The organism is Allobosea sp. BK604 (assembly GCF_004341515.1).
Lineage (GTDB): Bacteria > Pseudomonadota > Alphaproteobacteria > Rhizobiales > Beijerinckiaceae > Allobosea.
This window is the reverse complement of record NZ_SLZF01000003.1, coordinates 50,376-66,305: the sequence shown is the minus strand read 5'-3', so window position 1 is coordinate 66,305 and position 15,930 is coordinate 50,376. Positions and strand designations below refer to the sequence as shown.

General features: G+C 66.6%; 14 protein-coding genes. 8 read left to right on the top strand and 6 right to left on the bottom strand.

Features of this window, described 5'->3' with window-relative positions:
* Nucleotides 1-41: 41 nt before the first annotated feature.
* The 4 genes from EV560_RS09740 to gloB form a co-directional block, all read right to left on the bottom strand.
* Entirely contained in the window at nucleotides 42-1,007 is a 966-nt protein-coding gene (locus EV560_RS09740; RefSeq protein ID WP_131855570.1) for a Bug family tripartite tricarboxylate transporter substrate binding protein, read from the bottom strand.
* Between the two features lie 294 nt (nucleotides 1,008-1,301).
* Nucleotides 1,302-2,078, bottom strand: a complete 777-nt coding sequence (locus EV560_RS09735) for a GNAT family N-acetyltransferase (RefSeq protein ID WP_131855569.1) — start codon at nucleotides 2,076-2,078, stop codon at nucleotides 1,302-1,304.
* Complete coding sequence (locus tag EV560_RS09730) at nucleotides 2,075-2,539, bottom strand: cupin domain-containing protein (RefSeq protein WP_131855568.1); 465 nt, start codon at nucleotides 2,537-2,539, stop codon at nucleotides 2,075-2,077. Before EV560_RS09730 ends, EV560_RS09735 begins: the two co-directional genes overlap by 4 nt.
* 6 nt (nucleotides 2,540-2,545) lie before the next feature.
* A complete protein-coding gene (gene gloB, locus EV560_RS09725; protein WP_131855567.1) occupies nucleotides 2,546-3,310 on the bottom strand; it encodes a hydroxyacylglutathione hydrolase in 765 nt (254 codons plus the stop codon).
* Between the two features lie 134 nt (nucleotides 3,311-3,444).
* On the opposite strand from gloB, the gene EV560_RS09720 reads away from it, so the two are divergent.
* The 4 genes from EV560_RS09720 to EV560_RS09705 all read left to right on the top strand — a co-directional run bounded on the left by EV560_RS09720 (nucleotide 3,445) and on the right by EV560_RS09705 (nucleotide 8,180).
* Nucleotides 3,445-4,230 carry a class I SAM-dependent methyltransferase gene (locus tag EV560_RS09720; protein WP_131855566.1) on the top strand — a complete coding sequence of 262 codons (786 nt, stop codon included), beginning with the start codon at nucleotides 3,445-3,447 and terminating at the stop codon, nucleotides 4,228-4,230.
* 103 nt (nucleotides 4,231-4,333) lie between these two features.
* A complete protein-coding gene (locus EV560_RS09715; protein ID WP_131856182.1) occupies nucleotides 4,334-5,287 on the top strand; it encodes an acetyl-CoA carboxylase carboxyltransferase subunit alpha in 954 nt (317 codons plus the stop codon).
* Between the two features lie 171 nt (nucleotides 5,288-5,458).
* Nucleotides 5,459-6,910 (top strand): L,D-transpeptidase family protein, encoded by a 1,452-nt coding sequence (locus EV560_RS09710; protein WP_131855565.1) that lies wholly within the window; start codon nucleotides 5,459-5,461, stop codon nucleotides 6,908-6,910.
* 355 nt (nucleotides 6,911-7,265) lie between these two features.
* The gene (locus EV560_RS09705) at nucleotides 7,266-8,180 is read left to right on the top strand and encodes a TorF family putative porin (protein ID WP_165923404.1); all 915 of its coding nucleotides are present in this window, start codon (nucleotides 7,266-7,268) and stop codon (nucleotides 8,178-8,180) included.
* A 40-nt stretch (nucleotides 8,181-8,220) separates the two neighbouring features.
* Here the strand turns inward: EV560_RS09705 and EV560_RS09700 are convergent, their stop codons facing one another.
* Together EV560_RS09700 and secA are read right to left on the bottom strand one after the other, a co-directional pair.
* A complete protein-coding gene (locus EV560_RS09700; protein WP_131855563.1) occupies nucleotides 8,221-8,808 on the bottom strand; it encodes a hypothetical protein in 588 nt (195 codons plus the stop codon).
* Nucleotides 8,809-8,924: 116 nt separating this feature from the next.
* Nucleotides 8,925-11,708: a preprotein translocase subunit SecA gene (gene secA / locus EV560_RS09695; RefSeq protein ID WP_131855562.1), complete on the bottom strand. Its 2,784-nt coding sequence runs from the start codon at nucleotides 11,706-11,708 to the stop codon at nucleotides 8,925-8,927.
* Between the two features lie 339 nt (nucleotides 11,709-12,047).
* Between secA and EV560_RS09690 the strand changes: the two genes are divergently transcribed.
* The 4 genes from EV560_RS09690 to mutT all read left to right on the top strand — a co-directional run bounded on the left by EV560_RS09690 (nucleotide 12,048) and on the right by mutT (nucleotide 15,858).
* The gene (locus EV560_RS09690) at nucleotides 12,048-12,911 is read left to right on the top strand and encodes a peptidylprolyl isomerase (RefSeq protein WP_131855561.1); all 864 of its coding nucleotides are present in this window, start codon (nucleotides 12,048-12,050) and stop codon (nucleotides 12,909-12,911) included.
* A gap of 204 nt (nucleotides 12,912-13,115) precedes the next feature.
* Nucleotides 13,116-14,366 carry a bifunctional glutamate N-acetyltransferase/amino-acid acetyltransferase ArgJ gene (gene argJ / locus EV560_RS09685; RefSeq protein WP_131855560.1) on the top strand — a complete coding sequence of 417 codons (1,251 nt, stop codon included), beginning with the start codon at nucleotides 13,116-13,118 and terminating at the stop codon, nucleotides 14,364-14,366.
* Entirely contained in the window at nucleotides 14,350-15,273 is a 924-nt protein-coding gene (locus tag EV560_RS09680) for a DMT family transporter (RefSeq protein ID WP_165923403.1), read from the top strand. The genes argJ and EV560_RS09680 overlap by 17 nt, the downstream gene beginning before the upstream one ends.
* Nucleotides 15,274-15,453: 180 nt before the next feature.
* The gene (gene mutT / locus EV560_RS09675; protein ID WP_465246999.1) at nucleotides 15,454-15,858 is read left to right on the top strand and encodes an 8-oxo-dGTP diphosphatase MutT; all 405 of its coding nucleotides are present in this window, start codon (nucleotides 15,454-15,456) and stop codon (nucleotides 15,856-15,858) included.
* The last annotated feature ends 72 nt before the right edge of the window (nucleotides 15,859-15,930 follow it).

The window sequence follows — 15,930 nt, the reverse complement described above, 5'->3', positions numbered from 1 at the left end:
GCGAAGATCGAGGCGGCGCGAGCCGCCCCGAAGGCGCGGCCTCAGTTCTTCGTCAGCCCGAGATCCTTCAGCACGGCGTTGCCGCGCTCGGTGAAGGCCTTCACATAGGTCTCGAACTCGCCGGGCTTGTCCCAGACCGGGGTGATGCCGCGGTCCATCATGCCCTTGCGAACATCCTCGCGCTGCATCGTGCGCTGGGCGGCGTCGAACAGGATCTTGCGGCGTTCGGCCGGGACGCCCTTGGGGGCGGCGAGCGCGAACCAGTTCTCATAGGTCCAGTCGAGCCCGACTTCCTTGGCGCTGGGGACGTCCGGGAAGTTGGGATGGCGCTCGTTGGTCATCAGCAGGATGGTGCGGACGCGGCCGGCATCGAGCATCGCCTTGGCCTCGATCGGCGAGCCGGTGAAGGCAGTGATGCCGCCGGCGACGAGGTCCTGCAGGGCGGGCGCGCCGCCATTGCTCGGCACCCATTTCACCGCGTCCGGCGCGATTCCGGCGGCCTTGAGGATGCCGCCGGAGGCGATATGCCAGGAGCCGCCGACGCCGGTGCCCGAGGCGAGCATCGTGCCTTTCGGATTGTCCTTCGCCGCCTTGAGATAGTCGGCCACGGTCTTGTACGGGCTGTCGGCCTTGACGGTGATGCCGGCTGGGATCAGCGAGACGCGGGAGAACAGGTCCATGCTCTCGGGCGTCAGATCGCCGAGGCCGAGGCTCTTGTAGAACGAGATCTCGGGGCTGGCGCCGCCGATCGTGTAGCCGTCCGGCTGGGCGGTGGCGATGAAGGTATGGCCGGTGAGGCCGCCGCCGCCGGTGCGGTTGATGACATTGACCGGCTGCTTGAGTTCGGCCTCGAGTCCGTTCGCGAAGATGCGCATGACCGAATCCATGCCGCCGCCGGCGGCCCAGGGCACGATCAGCTGAACCGGGCGATCGGGGAACGCCCATGACGCGCCGGCCGAGGCGAGCAGCGCCACCGCCGCGACAGCGGCTTTCGTAAAATTCTTCATGTGACCTCCCACGCGTTCCGGCCGCTCTGAGGCGGCTCGAAGCCAATGGGTAGAGATTGCGGCGAGGCGCGGCAAGCATCATCGCCAAAATGTATGCAAGATTCCCGGAGGTGGTAACGCCGGTCTATCCGGTAGCGAGCACGGCACTGAAATGCTCGGAAATGGCGTGGATCGGCCAGCGGAGGAGGCGCAGCTGTCCATACATATACATGCCGGCGGCAGCTGCCGCCGACTTCGGGGGCCCAGAGAACTCAGCCAGGCCGCCGCGTGCATTGGGGCGGCCAGGTGGAGCCGTCATTCGAGGATGCGGGTCTCGTAGGCGTAGAGCTGGCGGAAGCCGAGCCCGGCATAGAGCTTGAGCGCGACCGCATTGGTCTGATCGACCTGGAGATAGGAGGCATGCGCGTCCATCAGCCTGGCCCAGCTCATCAAGCCGGTGATCATTCTGCGACCCAAGCCATGGCCGCGATGGTTGGGGTCGACGATGACCGAGCCGATCTCGGCCATGCCGCGCTCGGCAACGCTCATGCCATAGGCCACCGGCTCGCCCGCCAGCAGGAAGGTGGCGAAGGCGGCCGGCAGGCGCACTTTCTCGACGATGGCGGCGAGCTGGGCCTCGTTGCGCTTGGCCTCGACCTGATGCGAGGAGACGCCGGCGATCCAATCCTGGCTTGGCCGGGCCTCGATCTGGAGGTCGGGCTCGATCAGGGGCTCCGCGCCGTCGAGATCGGCGATTAGACCGAAGGAGGCGTCCTTGAGCCTGTAGCCCCGCGCCAGCACGCGCTTATGGGTGTCCTCGCCGACGAGCGGTGTCAGACGGATGCTCGGCGGCAGGCCATCGGCGCGATAGAGTTCCTCGATCATCGCGAGCGTGGCGTCGTCGAGCTCGGCGCCGGGCTTCAACGGCGACGCGGAATTTGCGCGTCCGGAATAGCCGCTGGCGAAGCGCACCACCCAGTCGCCGATCAGCAGCGTCGAGGGGGAGGGCCAGGCGTTGACGACCCGCCGTTCGCATTCGAGCACGAGGGCCTGGTCGTCCGGCGCGTCGGTCATCGCGGTCACGGCGTTCACTGGCCACCTCCCGGCTTGCGCGGTTGCGGGCGCCAGCCGGACGGCGCCATCTCGAAGCCCGAGAAGGCGAAGCCGGGCGCGACCGTGCAGCCGACCAGCGTCCAGGCGCCGAGCGAGGTCGCGCTCTGCCACCAGCCAGTGGGCACGACGAATTGCGGACGCTGCCCGGCCTTGAGGTCGGTGCCGAGATGATGGGCCGAGGCGTCATGGCCATTGGGCGAGACGCTGATCACCAGCGGTGCGCCGGCATAATGGTGCCAGATCTCGGCCGCATCGACGCGGTGCCATTCCGATGTCTCGCCGACGTCGAGCAGGTAATAGATCGCCGTCGAGAAGCCGCGCCCTTCCGGCCCGGCCTCGTCGCGAAACGTCTCGCGATAATGGCCGCCTTCAGGATGGGGCTTGAGCTCGAGCAGGCGGATCACCTCCGCCGCGCTCAGGCCGTCGAGCTGCTGGCTCATGCTGCTTCAGAACCTGTTCTTGGCTTCGCGAAGGGCGGCGAAGACCTCGTCCGGCTGGGCGCCGACGAGGCCGACCGAGGCGGCGAGCGCGCCTTCCGACGAGCGGAAGAACGGGTTCGTCGCCTTTTCCTCGCCGATCGTCGTCAGGGCCCAGAAGCGGCCTTCGGCCTTGGCCTTCTCCGCTTCCGCGAGGCGTGCCTGCAAGGCGGCATTGGCCGGATCCATGGCGATGGCGAAACGGGCATTCGAGAGCGTGTAGTCGTGGCCGGTGATGAGCTTGGTCTCGTCCGGCAGGGTCCTGATCCTGGCGAGGGAGCTCCACATCGCGCCCATCTGGCCCGGCTGGACGCGGCCGCAGCCCATGACGAAGACGACATCGCCGACCAGGGCGAGTCGCGTCTGGACGCCGACATAGCTGAGATGGCCATCGGCATGGCCGGGCGTGTGCCAGATGTCGAAAGCGAAGCCGCCGAGCGAAACCTGGTCGCCCTGCGCGACGACGGTGTCGACCGGCGCCTGGCTGGTGGAATCAGGCGGGCCGTAGACCGTGGCGCCGGTGGCGGCCTTCAGCTCGGCAACGCCCTGGGTGTGGTCGAAATGCGCATGGGTGATGAAGATGTCGCTGATGATCCAGCCCTTTTCCTCCGCCGCGGCCAGGACCTGGGCGGCATCGGGCACATCGACCGCGGCGCAGGCCTGTGTCGCCGGGTCGCGGATCAGGGCTCCGGCATTGTCGCTGAGCGTGCGGAAGACATGGATATCGAGGGACATGGAAGGCTCCGGGTGGGGGCAATCGCTGGAGAACTGAATGCGGCAAGGCCGTGTTCCAATCAAGCGCGCCGGGGCGTGCCGCCGTTGCGGCCCGCCCTCTTGCCATTGTGCCCACCGCATTCCATGTCCGTGGCATGGCTCTCGATGTCGTCGACCTGCGCGCCTTCTATGCCAGCCCGCTAGGCCATGTGGCGCGTCGCTTCATCGGTCGGGCGATGCTGCGCTTCTGGCCGGATTGCGGGCGACAGCGCCTGCTCGGCCTCGGCTTCGCGACGCCTTACCTCTCCGTGCTCGGCGCCGGGGCGGAACGCGTGCTCGCCTTCATGCCGGCGGCGCAGGGCGTGGTGAACTGGCCCTCCGACGGGCTCTCGGCTTCGGCACTGGTCGAGCCGACCTTGCTGCCGCTGCCGACCGCCTCGGTCGATCGCATCGTGCTTGTGCATGCGCTCGAGGAGACCGAGAGCCCGGACGATCTGCTGGAGGAGGTGGCGCGGGTGCTCAGCCCGGGCGGTCGCGTGCTCGTGGTCGCGCCCAATCGCCGCGGCCTGTGGGCGCGGATGGATGCGACGCCCTTCGGCTATGGCCGGCCGTTCAGCCGCTCGCAGCTCGAAGCGCTGATGCGCGGGGCGACGCTGGCGCCGGAGAACTGGGCCGAGGCGCTCTATGTGCCGCCATTGAGGGGGCGGCTGTTCATGCGTTCGGCCCCGGTCTGGGAGCGGCTCGGCTCCAGCATCTCGCTGCCCTTTGCCGGCGTGCATGTCATCGATGCGACCAAGCAGTTCTACCGTCGCGCGCCCCTGCGCGCGACGCGGCGCAGCTTCGCCTTCCGGCCGGTGCTGCTGCCGCAGGCGACGCCGACACCAACGCCGAGAAACGCACCGCGAGCCGGCAGCCCTCCCGGAACGGCCTCGCCGGGTTGACAATTTCGGCGCGGCGCGGCCAAGGTCCGCCGCTTTTTCGCGCCCCCTACATCCCTTCGTCGCGTTCGCGCGGACCGATGGCGCGGACCAGAACTGGATGACGATGCGAAGCTACCTTGATTTCGAGAAGCCTGTCGCCGAGCTGGAGGCCAAGGCGGATGAGTTGCGTGCGCTCGACGCGAAGGGCGACGGCTATTCGCTTTCCGAGGAGATCGGCAAGCTCGACACCAAGGCGAGCCAGACGCTCAAGGAAATCTATGCGGCGCTGACGCCCTGGCAGAAGACGCTGGTCGCGCGCCATCCGCAGCGCCCGCATTTCAGTGATTACTGCGCCAAGCTGATCACCGAATTCACGCCGATGGCGGGCGATCGCGGCTTCGGCGAGGACGAGGCGATCGTCGGCGGATTCGGGCGATTCCGCGGCGAGGCGGTCTGCGTGCTCGGCCAGGAGAAGGGCAGCTCGACGGAGACGCGCATCCGGCACAATTTCGGCATGCCCAAGCCGGAGGGCTATCGCAAGGCGGTGCGCCTGATGGAGCTCGCCGACCGTTTCGGCCTGCCGGTGCTCAGCTTCGTCGACACGGCCGGCGCCTATCCCGGCATCGAGGCCGAGGAGCGTGGCCAGGCCGAGGCGATCGCGCGCTCGACCGAGGCGTGCCTCGGCCTGCGCAGCCCGAGCGTCGCGCTGGTGATCGGCGAAGGCGGCTCGGGCGGCGCCATCGCAATTGCCGCGATGAGCAAGGTCATGATGCTCGAGCACGCGATCTATTCGGTGATCTCGCCGGAGGGCGCGGCCTCGATTCTCTGGCGCGACACGGCCAAGGCGCAGGATGCCGCCACCGGCATGAAGATCACGGCGCAGGATCTGCTGCGCTTCGGCATCATCGACCGCATCATCAACGAGCCGACCGGCGGCGCCCATCGCGATCCGGAGGCGGCGATCGGGCGTGCGGGCGATGCGATCGCGCTGGCCCTGACCGACATCGCCGGGCTCTCACGTGAGGAGTTGGTGACACAGCGCGAGGAAAAATACCTGGCGATCGGCCGCAGCCTCTAAGGGGCGGTTGACACAGGACTTAACCGTCCCTTGACCATATGGCCAAAAATGGACTGGCCGTGGTAAGGAACGCTCAAGGCTAACGCTTCTACAACGGCGAAGGGCGGCACAATTTTGCCGTCTTCCATGGTACAAGGTCACTAACGACCGCTGATCGATGGGATCGACGACGTGGCAATTAGACACTTCGCCCTCGTGGCGCTCGTTGCTCTGACCCTGGGCGCCTGCGAGGAGGAACGCTATCGCAGTTCCGCTCGCCATTACATTCCGATCCCCTCCGCCACCTATACGCTCATGGCCGAGAAGGGCATGAGCAAGGACCAGCCGATCCTGATCCGCTCATACAAGAAGGAGTCGGAGCTCGAGGTCTGGAAGAAGCGCGGCGACGGAAAATACGCCCTGCTCAAGACCTTCCCGATGTGCCGTTGGTCCGGCCAGCTCGGCCCGAAGGTGCGCGAGGGCGACCGCATGGCGCCGGAAGGTTTCTATGCCATCACGCCCGGGCAGATGAACCCGAACTCGTCCTATTATGTCTCGTTCAACATGGGCTATCCCAACGCCTATGACCGTTCGCATGGCCGCACCGGCGCGCATCTGATGGTGCATGGCGCCTGCTCCTCGGCCGGCTGCTACTCGATGACCGACGACCAGATCGGCGAGATCTACGCCTTGGTCCGTGAGGCGCAGAGCGCCGGTCAGAAGGCCGTGCAGATGCAGGCGCTGCCCTTCCGGATGACGCCGGAGAACCTCGCCAAGCACCGGCTCGACCCGAATATCGCCTTCTGGAAGAACCTGAAGGAAGGCACCGACTATTTCGAGGTCGCCAAGGACGAGCCGGCGGTCGGCGTCAGCGGCGGGCGTTACGTCTTCAATGGCGGCAGCACCGCTGCGCAGGTTGCCGAGAAGCGCCGCTCCGACGAGGTCCAGGTCGCTGCGCTCGTCGCCAAGGGCACGCCGGCGATCAAGCTGATCTATGACGACGGCGACCAGCATTCCTCGTTCAAGAGCACGCTGATCGCCAGCGGCTCCGATTCGCTCAATCGTTCGGTCTCGTGGGCCTCGCGCGATGTCGGCGTCAGCCGCCCGGACGCGCTGTCCGGTGGCCCGCGCGTCGTCGTGCTCGACGATAAGGGCAAGGCGAAGGCGACCGCCAGGGCAGCCTCCGCCGATGACGATGCGGTCCTGGCTGCGGTCGCTTCCGCGGCTGCAGAGTCCGCGCCTGCCGCCAAGGCCGAGCCGGCCAAGCCGGCCGCCGCCGAGCCCGCGGCGCCGAAGCCTGCGGCTGCGCCGGCCTCCGCCGCCACTCAGGTCGCCAAGGTCCTGCCGGGCGCCGGCCAGCAGGCCCCGGTCGCTGCCAGCGTCGCTGCGGCGCCCGCACCTGCCGCTCCGCAAGGTGGTGAGGACAATCGCCCGTTCTACCAGCGCGCGCTCAGCTTCGTGCCGCTGATCGGCGGCTCGTCGCAGCCTGCTCCGACTGCCGAATCGGCTCCGGTTGCGTCGGTCATCCCGGACGCGCCGACCAGCGTGCGCGCGCCGCTGCCGCCGCGCCGTGCCGACAGCCTGCGCACCTCGCGGCTCGACCAACCGGCCGCAGCCTATTCGAGCCAGTCGGCCCTGCGCTGATATCCGACATTATTCCAGCCTTCAGCCCCTGCGGAGCAGCTCCGCAGGGGTTTTTCATGTGGTTGGCAGCCAGCGACTCAGCGCGAGCCGGTCGCTTCGGGCCACCTCGCAGTTTCATATGGACCTGAGGCGGGCGAGATTTCGCGTCGTTTTCCTGGTGGCGAAAAAGACACATCACTCCGCTTTGTCGGCCAAGCTTATTTAACGAGCGTCAAAACTATGGCCAGGCCCCTGTTTTGCCCAATTGTTGGGCGTGCTGCAAAAAAGCTCATCTTGCCGAAAATGGACTCCGACTGCCTTGATTGTGACCGAAACGCGGCGATTGCGCGTGGTTCGATCTTCGACGGAGCTGATGATGGCTTTCGACTTTTTTCGTTATTCCCTGACCGGCACGGTCCTGTCGCTGGCCGTGGCGGCTGGTGCGGCCCAGGCCGCGGATCTGCCCAGCAAGAAGGGCCCGCCGCCGGTTCCGGTCGTGCCCAGCGTCGTCTGGATCGATGCCGCCTTCAACGCGAAGGTGATGACCGACTATAATTTCCGCGGCATCTCGCAGACCGACCGCAAGCCGGCCGTGCAGGGCGGTGTCGAGCTGCAATTCTACGACAACCTGTTCTATGCCGGCGTCTACGCCTCGAATGTCGACCTGGCCACCAAGCCGCCGGCGGAAGTCGATTTCTACGGCGGTATCCGCCCGAAATTCGGTCCGGTAACCTTCGATCTCGGCGTGTGGCAGTACTACTACCCGAACGAGAAGCAGTTCATCGACGGTTTCGGCGTCTACTGGACCCCCCGGAATACCGACTACACCGAGGTCTACGGCAAGGTCTCGTATAATTGGGAAGACAAGCTGACCGTCGGCGCCAATGTCTTCTACGCCTGGGATTGGCTGGGCACGGGCGCGAGCGGCACCTATGCCTCGGTAACGGCGAAGTACATGTTGCCCTTCCTCGAGGGCCTGTCGATCTCCGGCGAGTTCGGCCATTACTGGCTCGGCACCACCAATCTGGCGATCTGGTCGACCATTCCCCCGACCAATCTGCCCGATTACAACTACTGGAACGCCGGCATCTCCTATACCTGGAAGAACCTGACCGCCGACGTGCGCTACCACGACACCGATCTGTCGAAGAAGCAGTGTTTCCTGCTCACGGCCGATCCGAGCGGCGTCTATTCCGGGAATGCCAGCTCGAAATGGTGCAACCCGACTGTCGTCGCGACGCTCTCCTTCGACATCACTGCGAGCAGCCTGGGCATCTTCTCGGCGAAGTGAGCCCGAGCAGAAATCGGAACAGTTTGCAGCGGGGCCGCTCCTAGGAGCGGCCCTTTTCCGTTTCGACCGATGACAGTGCGGCGAGCCGAGCCTGCTGTGCTGATGTCAGCAAGCGCAGCGGGATCACCATAGGCCGGCCCCTGGGCAGGTGGAGCAGGAACAGCTCGGCCTCGCGGCTCGTCGCCTGGACGGCGTTGCGGCTGACGAAGCTGCGCAGGCCGCCATGACGCATCCAGAGTCCCTGAGATGTCACCAGGATGCGCGCGCCGTTCCATTCGGTGCGGAACTCGTCGAAGGCCACCTTGCGCTGCTGCTCGGCCGTGCGGCGGCCGATGAAGCCAGGAACCCACAGGCCGGCCCAGAACGTGCCGAAGGACAGCGCCGCTACGCCCGCACCCGCACGTGAGCTGACGGCTCCGCTGGCGATGGCGAGGGTGGCTGCCGCGCTCGCGGAGACGCAGCCAATGAGGATGGGCCCAGTCCAACCCTCCCAAATCGATCCGGGCGGCTTCGTGCGGGCAGCGGAGCGATGCGCGGAGACGGCCTCGTACTGCAGCAGCTCGTCATCGGTAAAGTCGAGCACGATCTCGAAGGGCGCTGTCTCGGTCGCGTTGCTGACATCCGACATCGGCTAGCCTCAGGCTTGGTCTTCTGCGGGTGCGGACCGGTCCCGCCTTTGCAGCCACAAAAAAGGCCCCGGTCGTGACCGGAGCCTTTTGATCGATCGCGTGGAAGCACCGCGCCTCAGGCGAACTGGCCGTGGCAGTGCTTGTATTTCTTGCCGGAGCCGCAGGGGCAGGGCTCGTTGCGGCCGACCTTGCCCCAGCTCGACGGATCGGTCGGATTACGATCGGCGACGGCGAGGTCGCCCTCGATCGCCGCATATTGCAGGCCGCCGCCGGACGGCGCGCCGTAATCGTTGCCGAAGCCGAGCGGCGGCTCCTCCTGCGGCGGCAGGCCGCCCTCGTCAGGCGCGTCGAAGCGCACCTCGATGCGCATCAGATTGCCGGTGACCTGCTCGCGCAGGCGGCCGATCAGGCTGTCGAACAGCTCGAAGGCTTCGGCCTTGTACTCGTTCAGCGGGTCGCGCTGGGCATAGCCGCGCCAGCCGATGACCTGGCGCAGATGGTCGAGCGTGACGAGATGCTCGCGCCAGAGATGATCGAGCGTCTGCAGCAGCACCTGCTTTTCGATATAGGTCATCACCTCGTCGGTATTGCGGGCGATGCGGTCGGCATAGTTCTGGTCGGCCTGGGTGCGGATGCGCTCGCGCAGCTCGGCATCGGCGATGCCTTCCTCCTTGGCCCAGTCCTCGATCGGCAGGTCGAGATTGAGATAGGTCAGCACATCCTCGCGCAGGCCGGCGGCATCCCATTGCTCGGCATAGGCGTCCTCGGGGATGCGGCGGCTGACGGTGTCCTCGACCACGCCGTGGCGCATGTCGTCGATGGTCTCGCGCACGCTCGGCAGGCTCATGAATTCGCGGCGCTGTTCGAACACGACCTTGCGCTGGTCGTTCATGACGTCGTCGTATTTCAGGATGTTCTTGCGGATGTCGAAGTTGCGCGCCTCGACCTTGCCCTGCGCCTTCTCCACCGCCTTGTTGATCCAGGGATGGATGATGGCCTCGTCCTCCTTGAGGCCGAGGCGCTGCAGCATGCCGTCCATGCGGTCGGAGCCGAAGATGCGCATCAGGTCGTCCTGCAGCGACAGGAAGAACTTGGAGCGGCCGGGGTCACCCTGGCGGCCGGCGCGGCCGCGCAGCTGGTTGTCGATGCGGCGGCTCTCGTGGCGCTCGGTGCCGACGATGTAGAGGCCGCCGGCCTTCAGCACGCGCTGCTTGAAATCGGCAACCTCGGCGCGGATCGCGGCGGCGCGGGCATCGCGCTCCGGGCCCTCCTCCATGCCGACGAGGTCGTGGCGGATGCGCATCTCGGCATTGCCGCCGAGCTGGATGTCGGTGCCGCGGCCGGCCATGTTGGTGGCGATGGTGATGGCGCCGGGCACGCCGGCCTGGGCGACGATATAGGCCTCCTGCTCATGGAAGCGGGCGTTCAGCACGGCGAAGGCCTTGGAGGGCTTGCCGGCCCGGGCAGCCTGGTAGATCGGCTCCAGCGCGGTCTGGTCGCTGAAGTCGATCAGCTTGAAGCCCTGCTTCTGCAGCATCTCGGCGACGAGCTCGGAGCGCTCGATCGAGGTGGTGCCGACCAGGATGGGCTGGCCCTTTTCCTGCGCCGCCGTGATCTCGCGGATGATGGCGCGCACCTTCTCCTCGAAGGTGCGATAGACCTCGTCATCCTCGTCGAGGCGGGCGACGGGGACGTTGGTCGGGATCTCGACGACTTCGAGCTTGTAGATCTGGAAGAACTCTTCCGCCTCGGTCGCCGCGGTGCCGGTCATGCCGGCGAGCTTCTTGTAGAGGCGGAAATAGTTCTGGAAGGTGATCGAGGCGAGCGTCGCGTTCTCGGGCTGGACGGTGACGTGCTCCTTGGCCTCGAGCGCCTGGTGCAGGCCTTCCGAATAGCGCCGGCCCGGCATCATGCGGCCGGTGAACTCGTCGATGATCACGACCTCGTCGTTGCGGACGATGTAGTCCTTGTCGCGCTGGAACAGCGTATGCGCCCGCAGCGCCTGGTTGACATGGTGAACGAGCGTGACGTTGGCGGCGTCGTAGAGATCGCCTTCCTTGAGCAGTTCGGCCTGGCGCAGCAGTTCCTCGATATGCTCGTTGCCGGCCTCGGTCAGGGATACTGCACGCTGCTTCTCGTCGACCTCGTAATCGGTCTTCACCAGGCCGGGCAGGATCTTGTCAATCGCGACATAGAGGTCAGACTTGTCGTCGAGCGGGCCGGAAATGATCAGCGGCGTGCGGGCTTCGTCGACCAGGATCGAGTCGACCTCGTCGACGATCGCGAAATGGTGGCCGCGCTGGGCCATCTGCGCGACCTCGTATTTCATGTTGTCGCGCAGGTAGTCGAAGCCGAACTCGTTATTGGTGCCGTAGGTGATGTCGGCGGCATAGGCGCGCTGCCGCTCCTCGTCCTCGATGCCGTGGACGATGATGCCGACGGAGAGCCCAAGGAAATTATAGAGCTTGCCCATCCATTCGGCGTCGCGGCGGGCGAGGTAGTCGTTGACCGTAACGACATGGACGCCCTTGCCTTCGAGCGCGTTGAGATAGGTCGGCAAGGTCGCGACGAGCGTCTTGCCTTCGCCGGTCTTCATCTCGGAGATCGCGCCCTCGTGCAGCACAATGCCGCCGATGAGCTGGACGTCGTAAGGGCGCTGACCGAGGACGCGCTTGGCCGCTTCGCGCACCGTGGCGAAGGCGGGGACGAGCAGATCGTCGAGTTTCGTGCCATCAGCGAGCTTCTGCCTGAACTCCTGGGTGCGCGCCTGCAGCGCCTCGTCGCTCAGCGCCGCCATGTCCTTTTCGAGCGCATTGATCGCTGCCACACGGGGGGCGTAGCCCTTGACGCGTCGGTCGTTCGACGAGCCGAAGAGTTTCTTTGCGAGCGCGCCAAGCATGTCTGGCCTTCTTTCGGTGCCTGGCCCCGCCGCGCATGGTCGTGACCCTGCGCCGGCGGAGCCGGATTATCTCAATTCGACCGCGTGTTTAGACGCGTGCGGGTGCGGGGTCCAGCGTTGCCTTGCCTAGGCCGATACGCGGTTGCTGCGACATAGTTCGCATGCCATGTGGGGTTTTGCAGGGCAGGTGCCAAGAGTTGCGCCGCGCGAGCCGTGACGCAGCGTCGCAAAGCTTCGTGAGACCGGGCCGCAAGCGGCTTGCTCGCCTTGCCTTTGCCGCGTTCAACTGGCAGGGAACGCAGAGCAAAACGTTCCCAACATCAACAAAAGGCCGTCCCGATGACATCGTCCCGTCTCGCCATGCTGCCGCTCGGGCTCGCGCTAGTCGCCGCGCCGCTCGCCGCCCTGCCAGCGCTCGCGCAGCAGGACAAGGTCGTCGCCAAGGTCGACGGCATGACGATCACCGAGCAGGACCTCAGCAACGCCACCGAGGACCTGCAGGAGCGCCTCGCCCAGCTGCCGGACGAGCGCAAGCGTGACGAACTCGTCAACTTCCTTGTCGACCTGAAGCTCGGCGCCAAGGCGGCGGCCGCCGCCAAGATCGCCGACACGCCCGAGTTCACCTCGCGGCTGGCCTATATGCGCGACAAGCTGCTGCTCGATGAATACATCTCGCGCGAGTCGAAGAAGGCTGTGACGCCCGAAGCTGCGAAGAAGCTCTTCGACGACACCGTCAAGACGATGACGCCCGAGGAAGAGGTTCATGCCCGCCATATCCTGGTCGAGGACGAGGCCAAGGCCAAGGATGTCGCCGCGCGGCTGAAGAAGGGCGAGGATTTCGCCAAGGTCGCGGCCGAGCTCTCGAAGGATCCCGGCTCCGGCAAGGAGGGCGGCGATCTCGGCTGGTTCACCAAGGAGCGCATGGTCCCGGAATTCGCCGAGGCCGCGTTCAAGCTCGACAAGGGCCAGATCTCCGATCCGGTGAAGAGCCAGTTCGGCTGGCATGTGATCAAGCTCGAGGACAAGCGCAGCAAGCCGTTGCCGAAATTCGAGGAGGTCAAGCCGCAGATCGACCAGTACTTGGAGCGCAAGGCGCAGCAGGACATCGTCGTGGCGCTGCGCGAGAAGGCCAAGGTCGAGCGGCTCGACAAGCCCGCTACCCCGGCTCCGACCGACAAGCCGGCCGAGCCGAAGAAGCCCTGAGCTTCACTGAGGCGTTAATCTCGGGCTGAGCATAGCGCCGGCCCGAGACTCTCGTTTCGGAGCGGGCGCGGAAGCAATCTGCGCCCTCTCTTCCAGATCTGCGCGGGTCGAGCCCGAGGATGACGCGCATGGCCGCGCTCCGGTGGCCCTTGTCTTCCGCCCGGCGCTTTGGCACATCGGTGCTCCCTTTCAGGAGACGCCCCGATGGCTGGCAAGGATGTTCCCGTTTCGCCGCTCGCGCCCAAGCGCCAGCCCAAGGTTCCGCCGGTTCCCGGCGTGCGCTTCGCCACCGCCGAAGCCGGCATCCGCTACAAGGGCCGCACCGACGTGGTCTTCGTGCTGCTCGACGAGGGCACGCAGGTCGCCGGTGTCTTCACCCGCTCGAAATGCCCGTCCGCACCGGTCGACTGGTGCCGCGAGAACCTCGCTCAGGGCAAGGCCCGCGCCATCGTCGTCAACTCCGGTAACGCCAACGCCTTCACTGGGCTGAAGGGTCGCGATTCGGTCAAGCTCACCGCCGAGATCGCCGCCAAGGCGGCCGGCTGCAAGCCGTCCGAGGTCTTCATCGCCTCCACCGGCGTGATCGGCGAGCCGCTCGACGCGACGAAGTTCGAGGGCGTGCTGCAGGATTGCGCCAAACGCGCCGCCGACGGTCCGTGGATCGACGCCGCCAAGGCGATCATGACGACCGACACCTTTCCGAAGGCGCTGACCCGCAAGGCCAAGATCGACGGACACGAGGTCGTCATTTCCGGCATCGCCAAGGGCGCCGGCATGATCGCGCCGGACATGGCGACGATGCTCTCCTTCGTCTTCACCGATGCGCCGATCGCCGCCCCCGTGCTGCAGGCGTTGTTGACGAAGGGGGTGAAGGGCTCGTTCAACGCGGTCACGGTCGACAGCGACACCTCGACCTCCGACACCTTGATGCTGTTCGCCACCGGCAAGGCGGCCGAGCGTGGCGTGCCGAAGATCACCGAGATCAACGATGCCCGCCTCTCCGGCTTCAAGCGGGCGCTGAATGCTCTCCTGCTCGAGCTCGCCCATCTCGTTTGCAAGGACGGCGAGGGCGCGCGCAAATTCGTCGAGGTTCGTGTCGCGGGCGCGGCCTCGGCGCGTTCGGCCAAGCGCGTCGCGCTCTCGATCGCCAATTCGCCGCTGGTCAAGACCGCGATCGCTGGCGAGGACGCCAATTGGGGCCGCATCGTCATGGCCGTCGGCAAGGCCGGCGAGCCGGCCGATCGCGACAGGCTCGACATCTCCTTCGGCGAAATCACCGTCGCCAAGCAAGGGGCTCGTGCGCCGTCCTATGACGAGGAGGCGGTGTCCACCTACATGAAGGGCGAGCACATCGTCGTCACCGCCGATCTCGGGCTGGGCCGAGGCAAGTCCACCGTCTGGACCTGCGACCTCACCAAGGCCTATGTCGAGATCAATGGTGACTACCGCTCCTGAGACGACCCTTCCGGCCGATCCCGGCCGGGCCTTCATCGTCGGTAATCTCGTCACCTGCTCCTTCTTCTGGGGCTGCAGCTTCCTCTTCATCAAGCTGATGAGCGGGGAGGTGGCGCCGCTGGCGGTCGCGGCCGGGCGTGGGCTGCTGGGCGCCGCCAGCCTGGCGCTCTGGATTGTCTGGCTCGGCCAGAAGCCCTGGCCGCGCCGGCATGAACTGCGCCATTGGCTCGTGCTCGGCACCACCAATGGCTGGGTGCCGAACCTGCTCGTCAGCTACGCCCTGATCCAGCTCGCCAGCGGTCCGGCGGCGATGATCCAGGCGGCGGGGCCGCTGGTCACCGCGATCGCCGCGCATTTCCTCTTCGCCGAGGAGCGGCTGTCGGGGCGCCGGATCGGCGGCGTGCTGATCGGCATGGTCGGGGTCGCCGTGCTGATCGGGCCGCGGCTGGTAGAGGGCGGCGGGACGGCGCTCAGCATCCTCGCGATGGTCGGCGTGACGCTGGCCTATGCGGCCGGCAATCTCTACACGCGCGCGGTGCCCGCCTCGGCGGGAGACCCGGCCCGGCTGGCGCTCGGGCAGCAGACCGTCTCGGGCCTCGTGGCGCTTGCACTGACGCTCGCTTTCCTCGGCCCGATGGCGCTGGCGCCGATCCAGAACCACATCCCTGCCATGCTGGCGCTCGGCGTCGCCTCGACCGCCGTGCCGATGGCGCTGTTCATGAAGCTGATCCGCGCCGCCGGCCCGACGCGCGCGGCGATGACCGGCTATCTCGTGCCGACCGTGGCGACGATCATGGGCATCGTCGTGCTCGGCGAGGAACTGGAGCTCCGGCAGGTTATCGGAGGTGGCATCGTCCTCGCCGGTGTTTACCTGGTCTCGACATCGCGCGCGGGAAGGAGGGCGTAAGCCCGCCCCGCCGGCCGAAGATTGGTGCGGAGCCGCCGATCCGAGATTGCGTTGTCGTTGCGGCAGTGCCCTTGCTTTCGGCATCGCCGATGGCGCGGGGGTCGTCTATGACACGGTCACGCTGACCGGCAAGGACACCGAGCCGGTCCATCTTCGTCTCCTACGGGAATTGAGCCCCACGTGAAGCTGCTCCTCGTCGTCGCCTGCGCGCTGATCGATGCCGATAACCGCGTCCTCGTCACCCAGCGTCCGGAGGGCAAGGCGCTTGCCGGCATGTGGGAATTCCCCGGCGGCAAGCTCGAGCCCGGCGAGCGGCCGGAGCCGGCGCTGATCCGCGAGCTTGCCGAGGAGCTCGGCATCATCGTGAAGGAGGAATGCCTGGCGCCGCTGACCTTCGCCAGCTTCGCCTATCCCGAGTTCCACCTGCTGATGCCGCTCTATATCTGCCGGCGCTGGGAAGGCGCTGTCGCCTCGCAGGAGGGGCAGGCGCTGAAATGGGTGCGTCCCGGAAAGCTGCGCGAGCTCGAGATGCCGCCCGCCGACGAGCCGCTGATTCCGCATCTGGTCGATCTGCTCGGCGCCTGATCTTTCGCCTTGCCAATCATCCCCCGCGGGCGCTCATATATCAGCACTGACGTATTGAGCGACGATTTCCTG